This is a genomic window from Thermogemmatispora aurantia (assembly GCF_008974285.1).
GTDB lineage: Bacteria > Chloroflexota > Ktedonobacteria > Ktedonobacterales > Ktedonobacteraceae > Thermogemmatispora > Thermogemmatispora aurantia.
Genome location: NZ_BKZV01000005.1, coordinates 479,427 through 496,448, shown reverse-complemented (window position 1 = coordinate 496,448; position 17,022 = coordinate 479,427). Strand labels below are relative to the sequence as shown.

Here is a 17,022-nt window from a genome sequence, read left to right as displayed (position 1 = left end):
ATGAATGGGCAGCGTGGCCCGCCCGTCAGACAGAGGAGCCTGGCAGGTTACAAGCCGTTGGGGGAGGCCAGGCGGATAAAGCGTCGAACATGGGGGCCACGGTCCTCAGCCTGGGGGTCCCAGCTGATCACGCAATCGCCGCCCTCCTCCTGACCCAGATTGAGGGCCTGATCAAGGTCGCCGACAATCAGGCTGCGCACCTCAGCCAGGGTCGAGGTTGGAGCAGCGGCATAGCGCTGGAGCAGCTCGATCAGCTTCGTCCGCAGATAGAGCGTTACTCCGAGGCGCACGCTCACATCCAGCAGTTCCACGCTGGTCTCGGGCGGCTCCAACTGCCAGACCGACTGTTGCAGAAGTTCGACTCGATAGGGACGCCGCAGGGCCTGGCGTAGGGTTTGCGCGATCTGCCGCGCCCGTTCTAAAGAAATATTCTTGAGGAGCAGATAAAAGCGTCCACCATAGATATGGTAGAGGCGGCAATCGACGAGCTGCCGCTGAATGCGCTGGCCGATGGCCTGAGTCAGATTGCGCAGGGCCAGCTCCCCATAGCGACGGACTATCTGGCTCTGGTTGTCAATATCGAGGGCAATAATCGAAAGGGTCTCCAATTCGCCCGCTTCGCGTAGCGGAAAGAGATAGAGCAACTCAGCGGCTCCAGGGTCCACTGCGGATGGAGAACCCTTCGACACAGCAGTAGACAAGCGCTCTCCCTGTCGCTCATGATTCGCTTCCGCTCCGGCCCTCACGGCCCCATCCCCAGCCAGAGCACTCTCTTGCTGCAAGTGTGCCAGCAAGATCTCCAGATCACGGATAAACTCATTCTCAGAGAGGAAATTGATAAAGGAGTCATTCACGACCTCGGGCGCCTTCACCAGCTGCTCCAGACCTTGCATGGCATCGAGTCTGGCCCGATAGAGCAAGAGCAGGTCTTCCACGATCAAGCCCATGAGGCGCAGCAAGCGCAGATCATCCTCAGAAAAAGCCTCCTGAGTCATCGCGAAGACATAGAGGACCCCAAGAGCAGGTCCAGATTGACAGCCAATGGGGATGGCCACAGCAGAGCCACCGCCGCCAAAGTGCTCAGGCCATTGCGAGAGACCCGCGCTGTCGCGGATTGCCAGGTGAGGGCGATAGAGGAGATAGGGGCAGCGCAACGCGCGGAAATAAACATGGCTTTCATTGGGGAAGATACGCGATTGGCCTGCCCGATGGGGCGAATTGCGGCTGCAGGCCATTACCATCAGGACCTGCTGTCCTGGAGGGGCCGCTGGATCTTCAGGCATCATCAGGCAACAACAATGCCAGCGATCATCACCCGCAGGCGTCTGCCCTCCCAAGGCAATAATCAGATCCATCAGGCCATTGAGCACGGTATCAGAGGGATCTATGCCCCTGGGAAAGGCACGCGCGGGATAGAGCCAGTTGCGCAGATCAGGTGCGAAATAGGTTGTCCATTGAGCGGCACAGGCATAGAGCGGGGCTAGCAAGCGGCGCACAAGATGGACGACCGGGCGCTGCAGGTTCAACGAGTGCATCTGGCGTGGAACAACCAGCAGTGTAGGGTCGGCGGGCCAGGTTTCTCCCTCGGCGAGCAGGGGCTGAACGCGGAAATCGCTGGGATACTCGAAGGCGGGGGCTGCCTCAAGAAAGAGGTGCAGGGAGCGACCATGACTGAGCCAGCCGATCAGGGACTCACCCAGTCGAGCCAGCTCCTCGGGCAGGCGCGGTTGCCCAAGTCGACCATCGTCGGGAGCGTGACGCGGCAAAAGAATCGCCGCATGGCTGCGAGAGAGATCCTCACAGAGTAACAGCAAAGCATGATGAAGAGCCTGACTGGCAAAATAGCGCCAGAGGAGGGCGCTGTCCGTCTGAGCCACGCGCCGATCAAGCGGCACAGAGGCGGCAGCCGCTTGGCCACCAGCGCCAGCCCCGGCATTGCCTCCTCCATTGAAGCTGGCAGGCCCGAGCGAATGCCAGAGTTCCGCAATATTGAGGGGAATAGCCCCAGGCGGGTAGCCAGCATTGATCAGATCGCGAATGATCGCCAGCTTCTCCAGCTCGGTGGGCGGATAGCGCCGCTGGCCAGTATTCGGGCGAGAGCGCAGAGGACGAAGCAGACCTCGCTCTTCCCAGTCGCGCAGCTGGTTTTCTGTAAAATCGAAGAGCTGGGCTGCCTCACCGATCGTCACCGTCAACTTCTCGCTGACGAGCTGCAGATAGCCCCGAATCCTCTCCCAGGTCTCTGGCTGCTGCAGATGCTTGCGAATACTCTGGAGCACGCGATCATCCATCCTGTCCTCCTCTCCTGGTTCACCAGGCAAAGCGTCCTTCCTTCTCCAACAGCGGCAAGCGAGCTAGTAAGCAAGCAGAAGAGCAGATACGCCCGCTTGCACACGCTTGAACTGACAACGGGATACGCGCGAGGGCAACCACCTCGCCCCCTCTCCACCTACAATGCGCTGTGCAAGTGCTGCAAACGTCGTAACAATGACAAACATTCTACCGTCCCTATGCTCCCATGTCTCTATTATAACGAAACCTTAGCTCTATGTCAACTTTTATGACTTTTAAGGAAGACTCCTCTTGACAGAAAGAAGTTTTCTGCTGTATACTACTGATGCATACTAAGATTATCTTTGACCTTTCCCAGATTTCTTTATATTCAGCTCCTTCTCCTGGTTCAGGGAGCGTTGCTCGCTGGCGTGGCAGGGATCAAGAGGGGAAGGCGCTCAGCGCCTCCGGGTCACCGCGGCGCACTCGCCTGGCTCGCTTCGGCTTGCTCCAGAGCGGCTCGCTGGCTTCTCCCGGAGGCCCTCTTCGCGATTCTTGTGCGTAGACCAACCTCTGCTGGTCAGAGGCGAAAGGAAGCGCTTATGACTCTGCGTTCGGTTTCTTCCTGCCGCAGCTCTCCCGAGGTCTTTGGCAGCGACATGCCCTGGGAACAGCTCTACTGCATCCTACGCCCCAGAGTGGCTCACTGGGTCCACTCTTCCTCTCTCTCTTCCTGGTCAAGGCAGCGCGATGAGATCGTGACCGACATCGTCCAGGAGACAATGATGCGCCTGCTGAACTACGCACGACGAGCTGAACGAGGAGAGGTGGCACCTATCGATTCGCTAGAGCACCTGGGCCTGATCGTGGCCTACAATTGTTTCCGCGATCTCTGGCGCCGTGACCATTGTCTCATCTATATTATACAGCGAGATTACGCCGCTCAGCGCGCCAGTTCACTCTCCTCCGACCCCGATCAGTTCGAGGCTGTCCTCGATCATGTCTTCGAGGAATGGCTGTTCTCTTTCCTGGCGCACGAGATTGTCAACTTTCCTGAGAAGCAGCGCACCGCTCTTCTCATGGACCTGGCCAACCGCATGCATTTTGGTCCGCAGCCCACGGCGCTCCAGCGTGCCTTTCTGGAGGTCGGTATCGATCTGCGGCAGTACCAGCGCGAGCTGCCCGCCGACCCGGCGGAGCGCGGACGCCATGCTTCTCTGCTGAGTCTGGCCTATAAGCGCCTTGCTCGCATTGTTCAGGGCCAGCTGCGCGCTCAGGCCGCTTAAGGTGGTGCGGCGCTTCCACCTGCCTGCCTCGACTGACTGCTCTTGCTCCTGCCTGGCTGCCTGTATCTTCGCTCTTCTCCAGAAACAGGCCCGCCTGGACCCGGCCCAGGTAAGGTCTCCTCGCTCTCTTCTCTCTTCGCCTACCCCCTCGCACTCGTGGCTCGTGTCGATGCCCTCACCTCGGCATGACGCTCTCCCTGGCAACCGGTGCCCTCCCGGCGACGCCTCTTCCCCGCTCGATCTGACTCATCTGGCTTGCAGCCGCTCCGCTGTGGACGATACAATAAGAGCAACTGAACTGCGCGGCGCCTCTCGCGCTATTCTCTCTCGCTGCGGCCAGTTCGGTTCCCGTCTCTGGCCCTGGTTCACGTGAACAGGTACTATGTCAGTCACATTCTCGCAAGCCTACCTCACGGCCCTGCAGCACTATGAGGAGGAGATGCTGCAGCGGCTGGCCCTGCTGGTCAATATCGATTCGGGTACTGGCCAGGTCGAGGGGGTCACACGCATTATGGGCTACCTCCGCTCCTGGTTGGAAGCGCTCGGTTGTTCGGTGACTCTCCACGACGGTGGCCAGTATGGACCCCATCTGGTGGCCCGCCTCCGCGGAAGCCGCCCCGGCGAGGGTAGGCGCTTCCTGCTGGTGGGCCATGTCGACACTGTCTATGCTCCAGGCTCCGCGCTGGCCTGCCCTTTCCGCCGCGATGGCGAGCTGGCTTTCGGTCCCGGTGTGATTGATATGAAGTCGGGCGTCATCATGGCTCTCTATAGCCTGCGCGCTCTGCTGGAGTCGCACTTTGCGGACTTCGGGGAGATCTGCCTGGTCTTCAACGGCGATGAGGAGATGGGATCTCCATCGAGCGCTCCGCTCCTTCGGGAGCTGGCTCGCCAGGCTGACATCGGCCTGGTGCTGGAGCCTACACGCTCGCCAGAGATCATTACGGAGGCACGCAAGGGCGCTGACCGCTATCTGCTGGAGATCAGTGGCCGGGCAGCCCACTCGGGAGCTGAGCCACATCGGGGCCGCTCGGCGGTCATTGAGCTGGCCCATAAGATTGTGGCAATCGATCACCTGCATACGCTTCTACCAGGGGTGACCTTTAATGTAACGCGGCTCGGGAGCAGTGAGCTGCTCAATGTGGTGCCCGAGATGGCCCGTTGCTGGATTTCAGTGCGTGCCTATACTCAAGAGGGACTGGAGGCCGCCGCCGAGGCACTGGAGCAGATCGCTGCTTGCTCCAGTGTGCCAGGCACACGGGCTTACCTGACACGCACTCGGGGCCGGGTTCCTTACCAGGCAACTCCCCAGGTGCGGGCTTTGGTGGCAGTGGCACGTCTGGAGGCGCAGGCTCTCGGCCTGGAGCTGGTGGCTGAGGCCAAGGGGGGAGTCTCGGATGCCAATCTCTTGATGCAGACCGGCCTTCCAACCCTGGATAGCCTTGGACCAGTGGGAGGGAAGATGCATGTGTTGCGCGAGGAATTTTTGCGCGTTCCTTCGCTGGTGCTGCGCGGGGCCTTGTTGGCGGGCTTGATCCGTCAACTGGCGTTCCAGGCTCCAAACCCGCTAGGGGGCGAGGAGACACCCGCCAGATCCTGAGCGAGGGAACGTCTCCATCCGCTCCAGGATTGCTGAGCGCGGCACCCGCCTATGTTAGCTCGTTGAGGTGAGGGAGAGCATGCCTTTCTCTGCAGCAGCAGCTGCTGCTGATCGTTATCTATCGCTTGCGCCCACGGTGCGCGACGCTTTGGTCGAGGGTCGCCCGCTGGTGGCCCTGGAATCCACGGTCATTGCTCACGGTCTGCCATATCCCACCAACATAGAGACAGCCCTGGCTATGGAGGAGGCCGTTCGTGAGGAGGGGGCCGTGCCGGCGACAATTGCCATCCGCGCCGGACGGATTATGGTCGGCCTTGATAGAGCGGCCCTTGAGGAGCTGGCAACGGCTCAGGATGTGCTGAAGGTGAGTCGACGCGATCTGGCTTTTGCGCTGGCGAGTCGGCGGCTGGGGGCGACGACGGTCTCCGGGACGATGCTCTGCGCCCATCTGGCCGGTATCCGCTTTTTTGCCACTGGCGGTATCGGAGGCGTGCATCGCGGAGGTGAGAGTACGCTGGATATCTCCGCCGATCTGATGGAGCTGAGTCGAACGCCGGTGCTGGTGGTCTGCGCCGGGGCTAAGGCAATTCTGGACCTGCCCCGTACGTTGGAGTATTTGGAGACGCAAGGGGTGCCAGTCCTCGGTTGGCAAACGGATGAGTTTCCAGCTTTCTATACGCCGCGCAGCGGTCTGCGCTTGCAGCAGCGCGTCGACGATGAGGTGCAGGCGGCCACCATTGCCCGCACACATTGGGAGTGTGGCTTAGCTGGTTTGCTCGTCTGCTCGCCGGTGCCGGCGGAGGCAGCCCTGCCCGCCGAGCAGGTGGAGGCGGCTATCGCGGCGGCGCTGGCCAGGGCAGAGGCCCAGGGAATTAGCGGGGCCGCCCTGACGCCTTTCTTGCTGGGCCAGGTTGCTGAGACCACGGGAGGCGCTAGCCTGCGGGCTAATTGCGCGCTACTGCTCAATAATGCTCGTGTGGCTGCTCGCATTGCACGCGCTTACTGCGCCGTCAGTGGGCGGTCCTGAGTCTACCTGGATGGCAGGGTGGCCACCAGAGGTCGGTTCCTGTTGATTTCTCGTCGGCTAAGGACTACAATAGGAAGTCGGAAAGCACGTGCCAGAAAGGAGACGTGCCTTGAGATCCCGGGCAACGACGCTGTTCGCGTGGCAGGTCGGGCCTGATACTTGACCTCGCCGCGGACCCCCTGGGTACTCCGCGAAAGGAGCTTTGTCACGTGATTTCTGTTGCACCAAAGGGCAAAGTCATCGGCAGCATTATTCTGACGATCCTCTGGATCTGCTGCTTTCTTTTCATAAAGCCGACGCTGGTCTTCGACTTCGGCGGCGGGGTGATGATTAACCTGCTCCTGCTGGCGGCAATCATCGGTCTGCTGGTGCTGGTGCTCTATCATATTTTCTACCCGTCCCCGCCGATTATTACGAAGCTGAGCCTGACGGTTGTCCTGACACTGGTCTGGCTTGCCCTGATCATTTTCTATCCCTTCAAGGACCCGAACAATACAGCGGCGGGTGCCGTCGGCTTCTTTACGCTGATCGGTGGCCTCGCTGTGGCGATTCTTTGGGTCTACTTCTTCTGCGATGAGCTAATTTGAGGGTCTCGCTGTTGTCGGGACCGTACCTACCTTATGCCGCAGATACCTGGCAGCCGCTCCTCGAAAATGGGGAGCGGCTGCTCTTGTGTTTTGGCACTTCGGGAAGAAGATCTCCAGGCAGCTGGAGAGAGGATAGCGCCCGCTTAGTGACGGAAGTGTCGCCTGCCGGTGAAGATCATAGCGATGGCGTGCTGGTTGGCGACACGGATAGAGTCCTCGTCACGAATGGAGCCGCCAGGCTGGATGATGGCCGTCACCCCGGCCTTGGCGGCAGCTTCGACACCGTCAGCAAAGGGGAAGAAAGCGTCTGAAGCCAGAACAGCCCCGCGAGCACGCTCTCCCGCCTTCTCGACGGCCAGCTGCACGCTGGTGACGCGGTTCATCTGGCCAGCTCCCACGCCCACGACCGCCAGCTTATGCGCCAGAACGATGGCGTTCGATTTGACGTGGCGTACGACCTTCCAGGCGAACATGAGGTCGGTCATTTCTTCCAGCGTTGGTTTGCGCTCGGTGACAACGCGATATTCCAGTTCGTGCTCGCCAATGAAGTCGGCTGTCTGCAGGAGGAGACCGCCGCTGACGCTGCGGATGTCAAAGCGCCCGGATTTGAAGATCTGGGCGTTGAGGGTCGAAGGATCAATAGGGGCATGCGTGGCAAGCAGGCGGATGTTCTTTTTCTGGCGGAGGATGGCCAGGGCCTCGGGTGTGAACTCGGGCGCGATGACGGCCTCATAGAAGAGTTGGTGAATTTCTTGAGCCACGTCAGCCTCTACGGGCCGGTTGCAGCCGATGATACCGCCATAGGCCGAGACCGGATCACCGGCATGGGCTTTGCGATAGGCTTCAAGCAGGGTATCGCCGCAGGCCAGACCACAGGGGTTGGTATGCTTGATGATGGCGACTGTGGGAGCGGAGAAACTGCCAGCGGCAGCCAGGGCTGCGTCAAGGTCCAGCAGGTTGTTGAAAGAAAGCTCTTTGCCGTGCAGCACTTCGGCAGTGGCCACCGCCGGTCGATAGTCCTTGACGGTCGAGAGTCCTCCCCAGCGATAGAAGGCGGCACGCTGGTGGGGATTCTCGCCGTAGCGCAAGGTCTGAATGCGCTGCAACGGCAGGGTAAGTTCTTCGGGGAAGTAGTCGGTGTCCCGGCTGCGCAAATATTCGGCGATAGCGGTATCATAGCTGGCCGTATACTGGAAGGCGATGGCGGCCAGCCGTCGCCGCGTCTCCTGGCTGACCTCGCCGCGCTCCTGCCATTCCTGCAGGACAGGCTCGTAGTCCTGAGGACGCACCAGGACGAGGACATCCTGGAAATTCTTGGCGGCGGCGCGGATGAGGGCAACGCCTCCAATGTCGATCTGCTCCTGGGCTTCTTCCAGGCTCACGTCTTCACGGGCAACGGTTTCGATGAAAGGATAGAGATTGACAGCCACCAGATCGATGGGGGCAATGCCATGTGCTTCTAGTTCACGCATGTGGGCCGGATCAGAGCGCCGCGCCAGGATGCCCCCGTAAATGTGGGGGTGCAGCGTTTTGACACGCCCCCCCAGGATCTCGGGGAACTGGATGAGACTGCTGACCGGTTGAACCGCTACGCCAGCGCTTTCCAGAGCCGCCGCGGTTCCTCCAGTGGCAAAAATGGTCACCTGGCGCTCTGCCAGGGCATGGCCTAGCTCGTCTAGATGCTCGCGATTGGCTACGCTGATGATTGCTCGCATGCTGTTTCGTTCCTTTCGCTTGGCTGGGCTGCGAGTAGAGCCACTTTCCACGTTTGTTGCTGAGCAAGCATATTTGCTCGCCTTCGTACCTGCCCCGCCCGCGCTCACATGGCCTCACGAGCTGAGTGGCCGCCACGACACCCGCTCTCGGCGGGGCCAGCGCTCCGACCTGCGCCTCTTGCCGGGCGGAAGACGGTCCTTCCTCCCACTGTCTGCCTTGCCTCTTCTTCTTCTTCACTTATGCTTGCAAGAAGAGAAAGCCGCCGCAGACGGTTCACCTGCAGCGCTTCCTCTACTCCTCTGAAGGAGCTTCCTGACTGCCAGTGCATCAGGAAGGCAGAACAGCCCGCTACCTGGCTGGCCCGCTGGCCGGATGAGAAGAAATTTCAATGCATAGTATAGCAAAAAGGAGAGGCCCTTCGACTAGCACCCGGTCCTCCGCCCAAGGCTGGAGTCTGACCCTGCCTCTTTTCGGCATATTGCCGCTTCTCTGCTCGCGCTCGCCATCTTAACCGCCTGATGGTACTTTCCTGCCAACTTCTGGCAGAAGTCTCAGAATCGGCAGGGACTCAAGGTATTATCTCATCCAGATCGCATTGATCAACATGCATTATTCAATGCAGGATTCTTTCACCGCATTTCAGCAGGATGCAAGAGGGTACCAGTCAGCACGCCAGCAGACTGGCGCCCTCAAGGGGGTCTGAAATTCAATGAAGTCACTGCTCAAAGAGGCCGCCAAGCCGGCTGTCGCCGGCCTGGGGTCCGAACGCCGACGAAGGCGTCGACGTTTCTCTCCGCTGATGCTGGTGGGGATCGCGGTGCCGCTGGTTCTGGCTCTCACGGGCGGCGCTCTCTACCTGGCTCCACGACTCACCGGTTCACACGCCGCCGCGCCCGCCAATACCGATTGTACGCTGATTGTGCCGTTCCACCCGCTCACGGCGCGCGGTCTGGCCACGCCCTATCAGCTCGTGGCCACTGATCCGGCCCGCGGTCCCTGCCACGAGGCCAATCCTGATCAGGCGGCCTTTGTCCAGGCAGCGGTGATTGATCCAGCAACGGGACGAATCGCTATTTACAATCCCCTGGTGGTTGATCGGGGTCAGAAGCAGGCGCTTGTCCCTGTAGTGCCGCAACTGCCCGCAGGGGGTATTGTGGCACTTTGGTTCGGCTTCAACGGCGAGAATTTGACGCTGCGCAGCAGCGGTGGTAATAGTCTGGCCGAAGGCCACTGCGTGAATGGCATCCGTGGCTCGCTCTTTGGTCAGTTCGCCTATTGCAATGCGCCCGCTTTCTTTGCTGCCGCCAACCAGGCCATCCGTGCTGGTAAGCTGAAGCCGCCACCGCTAGGACGGGCACGCGACGGCCTTCCCTGCCCCAGCGTGCGTGATTTTGCGCTGGTAGACCAGGACCAGAGCGATAATGTGACGACGGCCTATCTGGTTACCAGGGATGGGCGCACGGCTCAGATGACACGCCATGCCATCGCCGTCCTACAGCATGCCCAGCCCCAGGTGAATGGCAGTGATAACCGTCTGCTGGCGCTCGGGCTGGATGGCGCTCTGGGCTGCACACCCTGGATGGCTCCCGATCTGGCTGATCCAGGCCAGATGACAACTGCCCTGCCACTCAACGAGTTACAGGCCGCTGTCTGGCAGCGGGCCCCCGTCGCCCTGGTTCCTAATGGTGACCCGATGGTGACCGTTGCCGGTCACCCTAACCTTGCCAAGCTCAACGCCTACCGCGCTGGCGTCGACCAGCCCCAGGTACGCGATCAGGTCTTTGCCAGCACAACCCTGTACTGCGCCAACCTGCTGGCCATCGCCCCGCTACGCCTGCTCGTCGATGCTTCGCTCACGAAAACACGCCCTTCGCCCGATCCAGCGGCGGCTAACTCACTCTTCACCTTCCTGGCACAGCGCTTCATTACAACCTTCGAAGCTGATGGCCTCAATTGTACCAGGCTGCTGCATGTCCCTGATCCCGTGCAGGTTCAGCGCACGCCACAGGGCGTAGCCATCGCTGCTACGATCAACGGTGAGGTCATCAACACACCGCTCGACTGTAACGTCAATGGCACGCTGGTAGTAGGCTGCAATGGCACAGCGACCATTAACGGCCAGACCTGTAGCCTGATGAGTGACCGGCGAACACATCAGATCGTGGTAACCTGTCCGGCCAATACTCGCCAGTGAGTGAGGCCCTGGCAGGCCACCAGCGAGCATAGTGGCCGGGTCGGGCCGGGCCGGCTATGGCATGGATGTCATAGCCTGGTCCCCGCAACAAAAGAGAGAGAGCAGGCAGACGATTGGCCTGACCTGCTCTCTCTGCGTCTGCTGAGTACTAACCTGTCCTGCCCTGGCAGCCCCTGGCTCGGGACAGCGATCGCCAAGCCGGCACTGGCCAGCGTAAGCGGTTGGAGTGCTGCGCTATCGCTATCTTTTGCTCCCCGCTCAGGTAGAGAAAGGCAGCTAGCTCCCAGCCTCAAGCTGAGCCTGAGCCTGAGCCACCAACTCCTCAACAGAGGGCCGCCCGGGGAAGGTTGGATAGACGCTAACCTTGCGCTGAGTGCGCGAGGCATGACCAAACTTCACATACCCATCGATGAGCGCAAACAGCGTGTAATCGCGCCCGACACCCACATTATCGCCGGGCTTGATCTTCGTACCGCGCTGGCGTACGATAATGGTCCCGGCGGATACAAGTTGACCATCGTAGCGCTTCACACCCAGGCGCTTCGCCTTGCTATCGCGACCATTGCGCGAGCTACCAACACCTTTTTTATGCGCCATAGCTGGTAAACCTCACGATCTCTACTCTACTCTTCACTTGAGGCTTGAGAAGCTTCACCCTCCTGGGGCCGTACGCGACGACGGCGACGAGTCCTGGCCTGCCCCTCCTCCTCGGAGGCGCCAGCAGGAGTCTCGGCGGCAGCTCCCTGCTCCTCAGCCGCGGGTTGCAGAGCCGCCCCCGACAGCGGCGTACCCTGCTCAGCTGCCGTGGAGGTCTGGCCGGTTACGAGGCTCACTCCGTCGAGCAGGATGTCATCGATGGTCAGGATGCTAATCTCCTGGCGATGACCTTGGCGACGACGATAGCGCTTCTTCGACTTATACTTGAAAACGACAATTTTATCACCCCGTGCATGCTTCCTGACGGTGGCCAGGACGCTGGCGTTTTCCACGAGTGGGCGCCCGATCACAGTGCGATTAGCGTCTGCGAGCAGCAGGACCTCGCTAATGTGGATCTGGGTGCCCTCCTGCACGGGGAGGCGATTGACCTCTAGGGTCTCGCCTACCTCAACTTTGAATTGTCTTCCACCACTTTTAATAACTGCGAACATCGCTTCTGTTCGGCTCCTTTACCTCTACCTCCGCTCATCAACGCTGTGCGGCAACCACCTTCTCCAGGCGTCAATCGCTACTCTGTCTCGCTGCCTGCTCTGAGCCACCAGCCAGGACGAGTCACTGCAGGCACGCAGATCTGCGAACGGGATACGTCGAAGGCGTGGGTGGAGGCCTTCGGCACAGTTCCCGGGCCGTGCACACAATGATACTCGCTTACCTCCATCGTTGATCGAGCGCTGGACAGCACCGAGCCGGTAAAGTGGCGCCTGCTGCTCCAAAGAGAAGGAGCGGCACGGCGCGTCCTCGCTCGGGGAGGAGCAGCCTCAGCCTGTTCTGCCTCTCTATCTGCCTGCCTGCCTGCAGCCCCTGAGCTGTCCCTCAGCGAGCAAGCCTGTCTGGCAGAACAGCTTGCACACGGCCAGTCGCAATCTGGTAAGGTCTCAGTTAGGGCCTGGAGAGGGGCGCGTCTCTTTCCTTGTACCAGGCCAGGCACGTTAATCTCAGCCGCGACCTTCGACCAGACAGACCGTCTGGTGCGGGGCAAATCCTGGCCTGATTGACCTGACACGCCCTGCCGTCACGGGCGGTCTTGCCGCCCACGCCTGGGCGGGAGCGGATGCTTCTTTGAAGTGCGCGGTCAGCGCGACATTTACAGGGCCAGACCGCGACACCTGAGAGCGATACTTTAGATGCTTTGTCATGATAGCAAGCCCACAAGCGCTTTGTCAAGCATGAGTCCGCTCGCTCCTTCCGCCTGACAAGCAGAGCGGGGAGGGAGTACTCTCTAGAGATAGACCCTATAGGCCATATGGTAGGCGGTGCCAGCCCGACCAAACATGTGGTCGGTTCGTGCTATGATATGCTATAGTTGTGGTAGTCAGCGGCATCGACCGCCCGGCCAAGCCGCTCGCCAGGCCAGATCGGAGCGCGTTGCAGTGATGGATAGAAAAAGCGGGCATATCGAACGGCCCGAGCTGGAGCGCTATTCAGACAGCCCCCTCTTCAATACCAAAGCCGTCGTCCAGCAGACTGGAGTGCCGGCGCCCACGCTGCGGGCCTGGGAGAGTCGCTACGCCATTCTCTCACCGGAGCGAGCTACTAACGCCTATCGTCTCTATTCTGAGCGTGATATTGCCCTCATTCGCTGGCTGAAAGAGCGCGTTGACAGCGGTATGGCCATCAGCCAGGCCGTGGCCCTCTGGCGCCACCTGGAGGAAGAATATCAGAAAGCGCGCCAGCTCCAGCAGATGGCCACCGAGTTGCCAGACGAGCGACGTCCGGCCTTTCACGTCGCCCTGCCGCTGGCAGCGCCAACCTGTCCCGAAGGAGGCAGCAGTCCCCAAACAACGACAGAGCCACAGCTCCTGAGCAGCGCCAGCCCGGCTGCCATCAGCAACCGCCCCTCCGGTCTCCCTTCCACCTTGTACAATATTCGCAGAGTACAGGAGGAGCTGATCGATGCCTTTAAGTGCCTGGATGACATCCGGGCCCAGCGTCTCCTGGCCTCGCTGCTGGCCCTCTATCCGGTTGAGCAGGTCTGTGCCGAGGTCGTGACGCCAGTGCTCTGGCAGGTCGGTCACCTCTGGGAGACAGGTCGGCTCAGCGTGGCCATCGAGCATTTTGCCAGTAACTTCCTGCGTGGCTTCCTCACAAACCTCCTCTATATTTCGGTGAACGAGAATCGTGGGCCGCTGATCATCTGCGGCTGCGCGCCGGGCGAACCTCACGAACTGGCCCCGCTGATGCTCGCCTTGCTCCTGCGCCGCGCCGGTATGCGTACAATCTATCTCGGCCAGAGCATCGAGACCAGCAGCCTGCTGGAAGTGGTGCGCGAGATGCAGCCGGTCATGCTCTGCATCTCGGTTACAATGCCGGCCTATGTGGCGACTCTGATCGACCTGGCGCGCCGTCTGCAGGAGCTGTCTGAGCCGCGTCCGCTGCTAGTTTTCGGGGGTCAGGCTTTTCTCTACCACAGCGAGCTAGCCCACCATGTGCCCGGAGGCCTCTACCTGAGCGGCCCTCTCCAGCAGATCGTTCACGAGCTGCGTCAGGTGCTCCAGGATTACCTGGCCGGTGGTTCCGCACACTCACGCGAGCCGCAGAGAACTCCCGACCCTGATGTTCAAGGCTCCCCGGGCGGCGCCTTGCCTTCCATCTCACCGCCATCCCATCCTGCCCCCTAGCACGATGACTTGACAGGCTCTTGCTCCTTCCGCTTAACTGTCTGTATGGCGATGGCGCGGGCTGGCGCAGACCTTCGCTTCGGCAGCGACGCGCCCTCGCTCGCTCTCTACCCGGCTGGATAGTTGCCAGCCAGGCCAGGCAGGAGCCTGCTCCCGCTATGCCAGCGCCCTCCCATGCCGCCGCACGCTATACAGGCAACAGGCAACGGGACAGCTTAGACAGGCTTAAAGCGAAAGGGAAGAATGATTATGGAAGCAGCTCTCTCCGATGTCCTCGTCATCGATCTCTCGCGCGTTTTGGCTGGCCCCTATTGCACAATGATTCTCGGCGATCTGGGGGCCACGGTGATCAAAGTTGAACAGCCAGGCAAAGGCGACGATACACGCCAGTTTGGTCCGCCCTACATCGCCGGCGAAAGCGCCTACTATTTGGGACTCAACCGCAACAAGCTGAGCATTACCCTGGATTTCACACGCGAAGACGACCGCCAACGCCTCTTAGAGCTGATTAAGAAGGCGACCGTTCTGGTGGAGAATTTCCGCCCCGGTACGCTAGCCCGCTACGGTCTGGGCTATGAGGATCTGCGCGCGCTCAATCCCGGCCTGATCTATTGCTCGATCAGCGGCTATGGCCAGACTGGCCCTTATGCCCAGCGCGCCGGCTATGACTTTGTTGCACAGGCTGAGTCAGGCATCATGGCGGTGACCGGCGAGGTCGATGGAGAGCCGATGCGTGTGGGCACACCCGTCGGCGACCTGACTGCCGGCACTTTCGCCTGTATCGCTATTCTGACGGCTTTGCGCGTGCGCGATCGCACAGGCCGCGGGCAGTATATCGATATCTCTCTGCTGGAAGCCACAATTACGCTGCTGGGTAATGTGGCCTCTAATCACCTGATCTCAGGCGAGGAAGCCCAGCGCTATGGCAATGGACACCCCAATATCGTGCCCTATCAGGCCTTCCGCACCCGCGATGGCTATATTGTGATCACCTGCGGCAACGATCGTCTCTTCCGCTCGCTGTGCCGCCTGCTCGGTCGCGAGGAGCTGGCCGATGACCCGCGCTTCGCTACGAATCCTCAGCGCGTACGCAACCGCGAGGCGCTGATTCCGATATTGCAGGAGCTGCTGCTCACGAAGGATAGCGAGAGCTGGCTGCATGAGCTGCGCGAGGCCGGCATCCCCTGCGGAGCGATCAACAAGGTAAGCGAAGTCTTCAGTGATCCACATATTCAGGCCCGCGGCTTCGTCTGGGAGTGCGAGCATCCAACGGCGGGTACGATCAAGCTGGTCGGCTCACCACTGCGCCTCTCTGAGACCCCGGCCCGGCTCTATAAGGCGCCCCCTCTGCTCGGCGAGGATAATGATAAGGTCTGATCTGCCCTGCATATGGCAGCCAGGAATGCCAGGAGTGCCACCAGGCTGCCACCTATCCACCTATCCGTTCCCTCGCTGGCCCCTGAGAATGATCAAAACAGAACCCATTGCAATGGACAGTGAATGGCAAGGGAGAGGGCTGGATGCTCTCTGCTCGCCACTCGCAAGGGCGGTCAGGAGCTTGAGGGCAGGCCTGTCCCCGAGCGGAACGTGCCAGGCCGCAAGCATAGCGACAAAAGGGCTTGACTGTTGTAGCCCTCGACCCCATAGGATATACTAATCGAGGACATAATGGTGTATCTGGAGGAAGAACGTGAAATTCACTTGTAAGCAGCAGGATTTGAGCCGTGGTCTCTCGGTGGTAAGCCACGCCGTCTCAAGCCGCAGCACCCTACCGATCCTGGCCAATGTGCTGCTGAGCGCAGAGCAGGGGCGGCTGAAGTTGGCAGCGACCAACTTGGAGATCGGTATCAATTGCTGGGTTGAGGCCCAGATCGACGAGGAGGGAACAACGACCGTTCCGGCCCGCCTCTTCACGGAGCTGGTCAATAGCCTGCCCCAGGGATCGGTCCAGGTGACGGCCCAGCCGGATACCCACGTGGTCAATCTGCAGTGTCTGGGCCTGGGCATCAATACTAACGTCAAGGGCATGGACCCCTCCGAGTTTCCGCTGATTCCAACTGCCGAGGGGGGCGAGCCGCCGATTCTGTTGGAGGCTCCCCTGCTCAAGGAGATGATCAGCCAGGTGGCCTTTGCTGCAGCGAAGGATGAGTCGCGTCCCGTCTTTACAGGCGTGCTGGTGCAGGTCCGTGAAGAGAAGGTGACCTTTGTGGCCGCCGATGCTTTCCGCCTGGCAACACGGACGGCCCCGCTACCAGGGGCGACCGAGCCGCGCGAGGATATCTTGATTCCAGCCCGCACGTTGACAGAGCTGGCGCGCATCTTGCCCAACGAGGGCCCGGTCGAGATGATCGTTACCCCCAACCATCGCCAGGTGCTCTTCCATACGGAGCAGATCGACCTGGTCTCTCGCCTGCTCGACGGGACCTTCCCGAACTATCGCGCCATTATCCCCCTGGAGTATAAGACGCGTGCGGTGCTGGAGACAAAGGCACTGACTGAGCGTGTGAAGGCCGCCGCTCTCTTCGCGCGCAATAGTTCGAATATTACGCGCCTGAAGATCTCGCCACAAGGCGCCAACGGCTCGGAGACTGGCACAGTGACGATTGAGGCGACCGCTGAGGATTTGGGTGATACGACCAGTACGCTCAATGCCGCCGTTGACGGCGAGGAGATCCAGATTATTTTCAATGTGGATTATCTGGTCGATGTGCTCAACGTCCTGGATGCGCCAGAGGTGGCTCTGGAGGTCACTTCGCCGATGCGCCCCGGAGTGCTGCGTCCGGTAGATGCCACCGAGTATACGTATGTCATTATGCCGATGCACACGAATCGCAGCTGATTGGCGGGCCTGCTCGCCCCGCTTGGGTCTCGCCTCGGACAGGTGAGGGCATCCGCTAGCTCTCCGAGCATGCTCATCAGAGGCCAGGCGGCGGCGGCACCTGGGAGCGGAGCGGGGCCAGGCAGGCCAGCCGGATTGTCTGTCTGCCCTGCCTGCCGCACGGCAAGGCA

The 17,022-nt window shown here is 60.7% G+C and carries 12 protein-coding genes; 8 read left to right on the top strand and 4 right to left on the bottom strand.

What is annotated here, in order from left to right:
• Positions 1 to 47 precede the first annotated feature (47 nt).
• Positions 48 to 2,291 (bottom strand): MerR family transcriptional regulator, encoded by a 2,244-nt coding sequence (locus KTAU_RS16965; RefSeq protein ID WP_151729478.1) that lies wholly within the window; start codon positions 2,289 to 2,291, stop codon positions 48 to 50.
• A 582-nt stretch (positions 2,292 to 2,873) separates the two neighbouring features.
• Here KTAU_RS16965 and KTAU_RS16960 point away from each other — a divergent pair.
• The 4 genes from KTAU_RS16960 (at position 2,874) to KTAU_RS16945 (ending at position 6,768) form a co-directional block, all read left to right on the top strand.
• Complete coding sequence (locus KTAU_RS16960; protein ID WP_151729477.1) at positions 2,874 to 3,557, top strand: sigma-70 RNA polymerase sigma factor region 4 domain-containing protein; 684 nt, start codon at positions 2,874 to 2,876, stop codon at positions 3,555 to 3,557.
• Between the two features lie 382 nt (positions 3,558 to 3,939).
• Positions 3,940 to 5,154, top strand: a complete 1,215-nt coding sequence (locus tag KTAU_RS16955; RefSeq protein ID WP_151729476.1) for a M20 family metallopeptidase — start codon at positions 3,940 to 3,942, stop codon at positions 5,152 to 5,154.
• Between the two features lie 79 nt (positions 5,155 to 5,233).
• On the top strand, positions 5,234 to 6,181 hold the full coding sequence (locus KTAU_RS16950; RefSeq protein ID WP_151729475.1) for a pseudouridine-5'-phosphate glycosidase: 948 nt from the start codon (positions 5,234 to 5,236) through the stop codon (positions 6,179 to 6,181).
• A 209-nt stretch (positions 6,182 to 6,390) separates the two neighbouring features.
• Positions 6,391 to 6,768: a hypothetical protein gene (locus KTAU_RS16945; RefSeq protein ID WP_112431009.1), complete on the top strand. Its 378-nt coding sequence runs from the start codon at positions 6,391 to 6,393 to the stop codon at positions 6,766 to 6,768.
• A gap of 143 nt (positions 6,769 to 6,911) precedes the next feature.
• Here the strand turns inward: KTAU_RS16945 and purH are convergent, their stop codons facing one another.
• A complete protein-coding gene (gene purH, locus KTAU_RS16940; protein WP_151729474.1) occupies positions 6,912 to 8,483 on the bottom strand; it encodes a bifunctional phosphoribosylaminoimidazolecarboxamide formyltransferase/IMP cyclohydrolase in 1,572 nt (523 codons plus the stop codon).
• A gap of 710 nt (positions 8,484 to 9,193) precedes the next feature.
• On the opposite strand from purH, the gene KTAU_RS16935 reads away from it, so the two are divergent.
• A complete protein-coding gene (locus tag KTAU_RS16935; protein ID WP_174844074.1) occupies positions 9,194 to 10,678 on the top strand; it encodes a hypothetical protein in 1,485 nt (494 codons plus the stop codon).
• A 276-nt stretch (positions 10,679 to 10,954) separates the two neighbouring features.
• On the opposite strand, the gene rpmA is transcribed toward KTAU_RS16935, so the two are convergent.
• Together rpmA and rplU are read right to left on the bottom strand one after the other, a co-directional pair.
• Complete coding sequence (gene rpmA, locus KTAU_RS16930) at positions 10,955 to 11,275, bottom strand: 50S ribosomal protein L27 (protein WP_112431005.1); 321 nt, start codon at positions 11,273 to 11,275, stop codon at positions 10,955 to 10,957.
• 26 nt (positions 11,276 to 11,301) lie between these two features.
• The gene (gene rplU, locus KTAU_RS16925; protein WP_151729473.1) at positions 11,302 to 11,826 is read right to left on the bottom strand and encodes a 50S ribosomal protein L21; all 525 of its coding nucleotides are present in this window, start codon (positions 11,824 to 11,826) and stop codon (positions 11,302 to 11,304) included.
• Positions 11,827 to 12,768: 942 nt separating this feature from the next.
• On the opposite strand from rplU, the gene KTAU_RS16920 reads away from it, so the two are divergent.
• From KTAU_RS16920 to dnaN, 3 genes are all read left to right on the top strand, one after another.
• Positions 12,769 to 14,013 (top strand): MerR family transcriptional regulator, encoded by a 1,245-nt coding sequence (locus tag KTAU_RS16920; RefSeq protein ID WP_170293382.1) that lies wholly within the window; start codon positions 12,769 to 12,771, stop codon positions 14,011 to 14,013.
• 249 nt (positions 14,014 to 14,262) lie between these two features.
• Positions 14,263 to 15,390: a CaiB/BaiF CoA transferase family protein gene (locus KTAU_RS16915; protein WP_151729471.1), complete on the top strand. Its 1,128-nt coding sequence runs from the start codon at positions 14,263 to 14,265 to the stop codon at positions 15,388 to 15,390.
• A 313-nt stretch (positions 15,391 to 15,703) separates the two neighbouring features.
• On the top strand, positions 15,704 to 16,852 hold the full coding sequence (gene dnaN, locus KTAU_RS16910; RefSeq protein ID WP_170293381.1) for a DNA polymerase III subunit beta: 1,149 nt from the start codon (positions 15,704 to 15,706) through the stop codon (positions 16,850 to 16,852).
• The last annotated feature ends 170 nt before the right edge of the window (positions 16,853 to 17,022 follow it).

Bases quoted from the DNA above. Each gene is read 5' to 3' on its own strand.
- KTAU_RS16935 (WP_174844074.1), top strand. From the start codon at position 9,194: ATGAAGTCACTGCTCAAAGAGGCCGCCAAGCCGGCTGTCGCCGGCCTG.
- rpmA (WP_112431005.1), bottom strand. From the start codon at position 11,275: ATGGCGCATAAAAAAGGTGTTGGTAGCTCGCGCAATGGTCGCGATAGC.
- KTAU_RS16960 (WP_151729477.1), top strand. From the start codon at position 2,874: ATGACTCTGCGTTCGGTTTCTTCCTGCCGCAGCTCTCCCGAGGTCTTT.
- rplU (WP_151729473.1), bottom strand. From the start codon at position 11,826: ATGTTCGCAGTTATTAAAAGTGGTGGAAGACAATTCAAAGTTGAGGTA.
- KTAU_RS16950 (WP_151729475.1), top strand. From the start codon at position 5,234: ATGCCTTTCTCTGCAGCAGCAGCTGCTGCTGATCGTTATCTATCGCTT.
- KTAU_RS16920 (WP_170293382.1), top strand. From the start codon at position 12,769: ATGGATAGAAAAAGCGGGCATATCGAACGGCCCGAGCTGGAGCGCTAT.
- KTAU_RS16965 (WP_151729478.1), bottom strand. From the start codon at position 2,291: ATGGATGATCGCGTGCTCCAGAGTATTCGCAAGCATCTGCAGCAGCCA.
- KTAU_RS16955 (WP_151729476.1), top strand. From the start codon at position 3,940: ATGTCAGTCACATTCTCGCAAGCCTACCTCACGGCCCTGCAGCACTAT.
- purH (WP_151729474.1), bottom strand. From the start codon at position 8,483: ATGCGAGCAATCATCAGCGTAGCCAATCGCGAGCATCTAGACGAGCTA.
- KTAU_RS16915 (WP_151729471.1), top strand. From the start codon at position 14,263: ATGGAAGCAGCTCTCTCCGATGTCCTCGTCATCGATCTCTCGCGCGTT.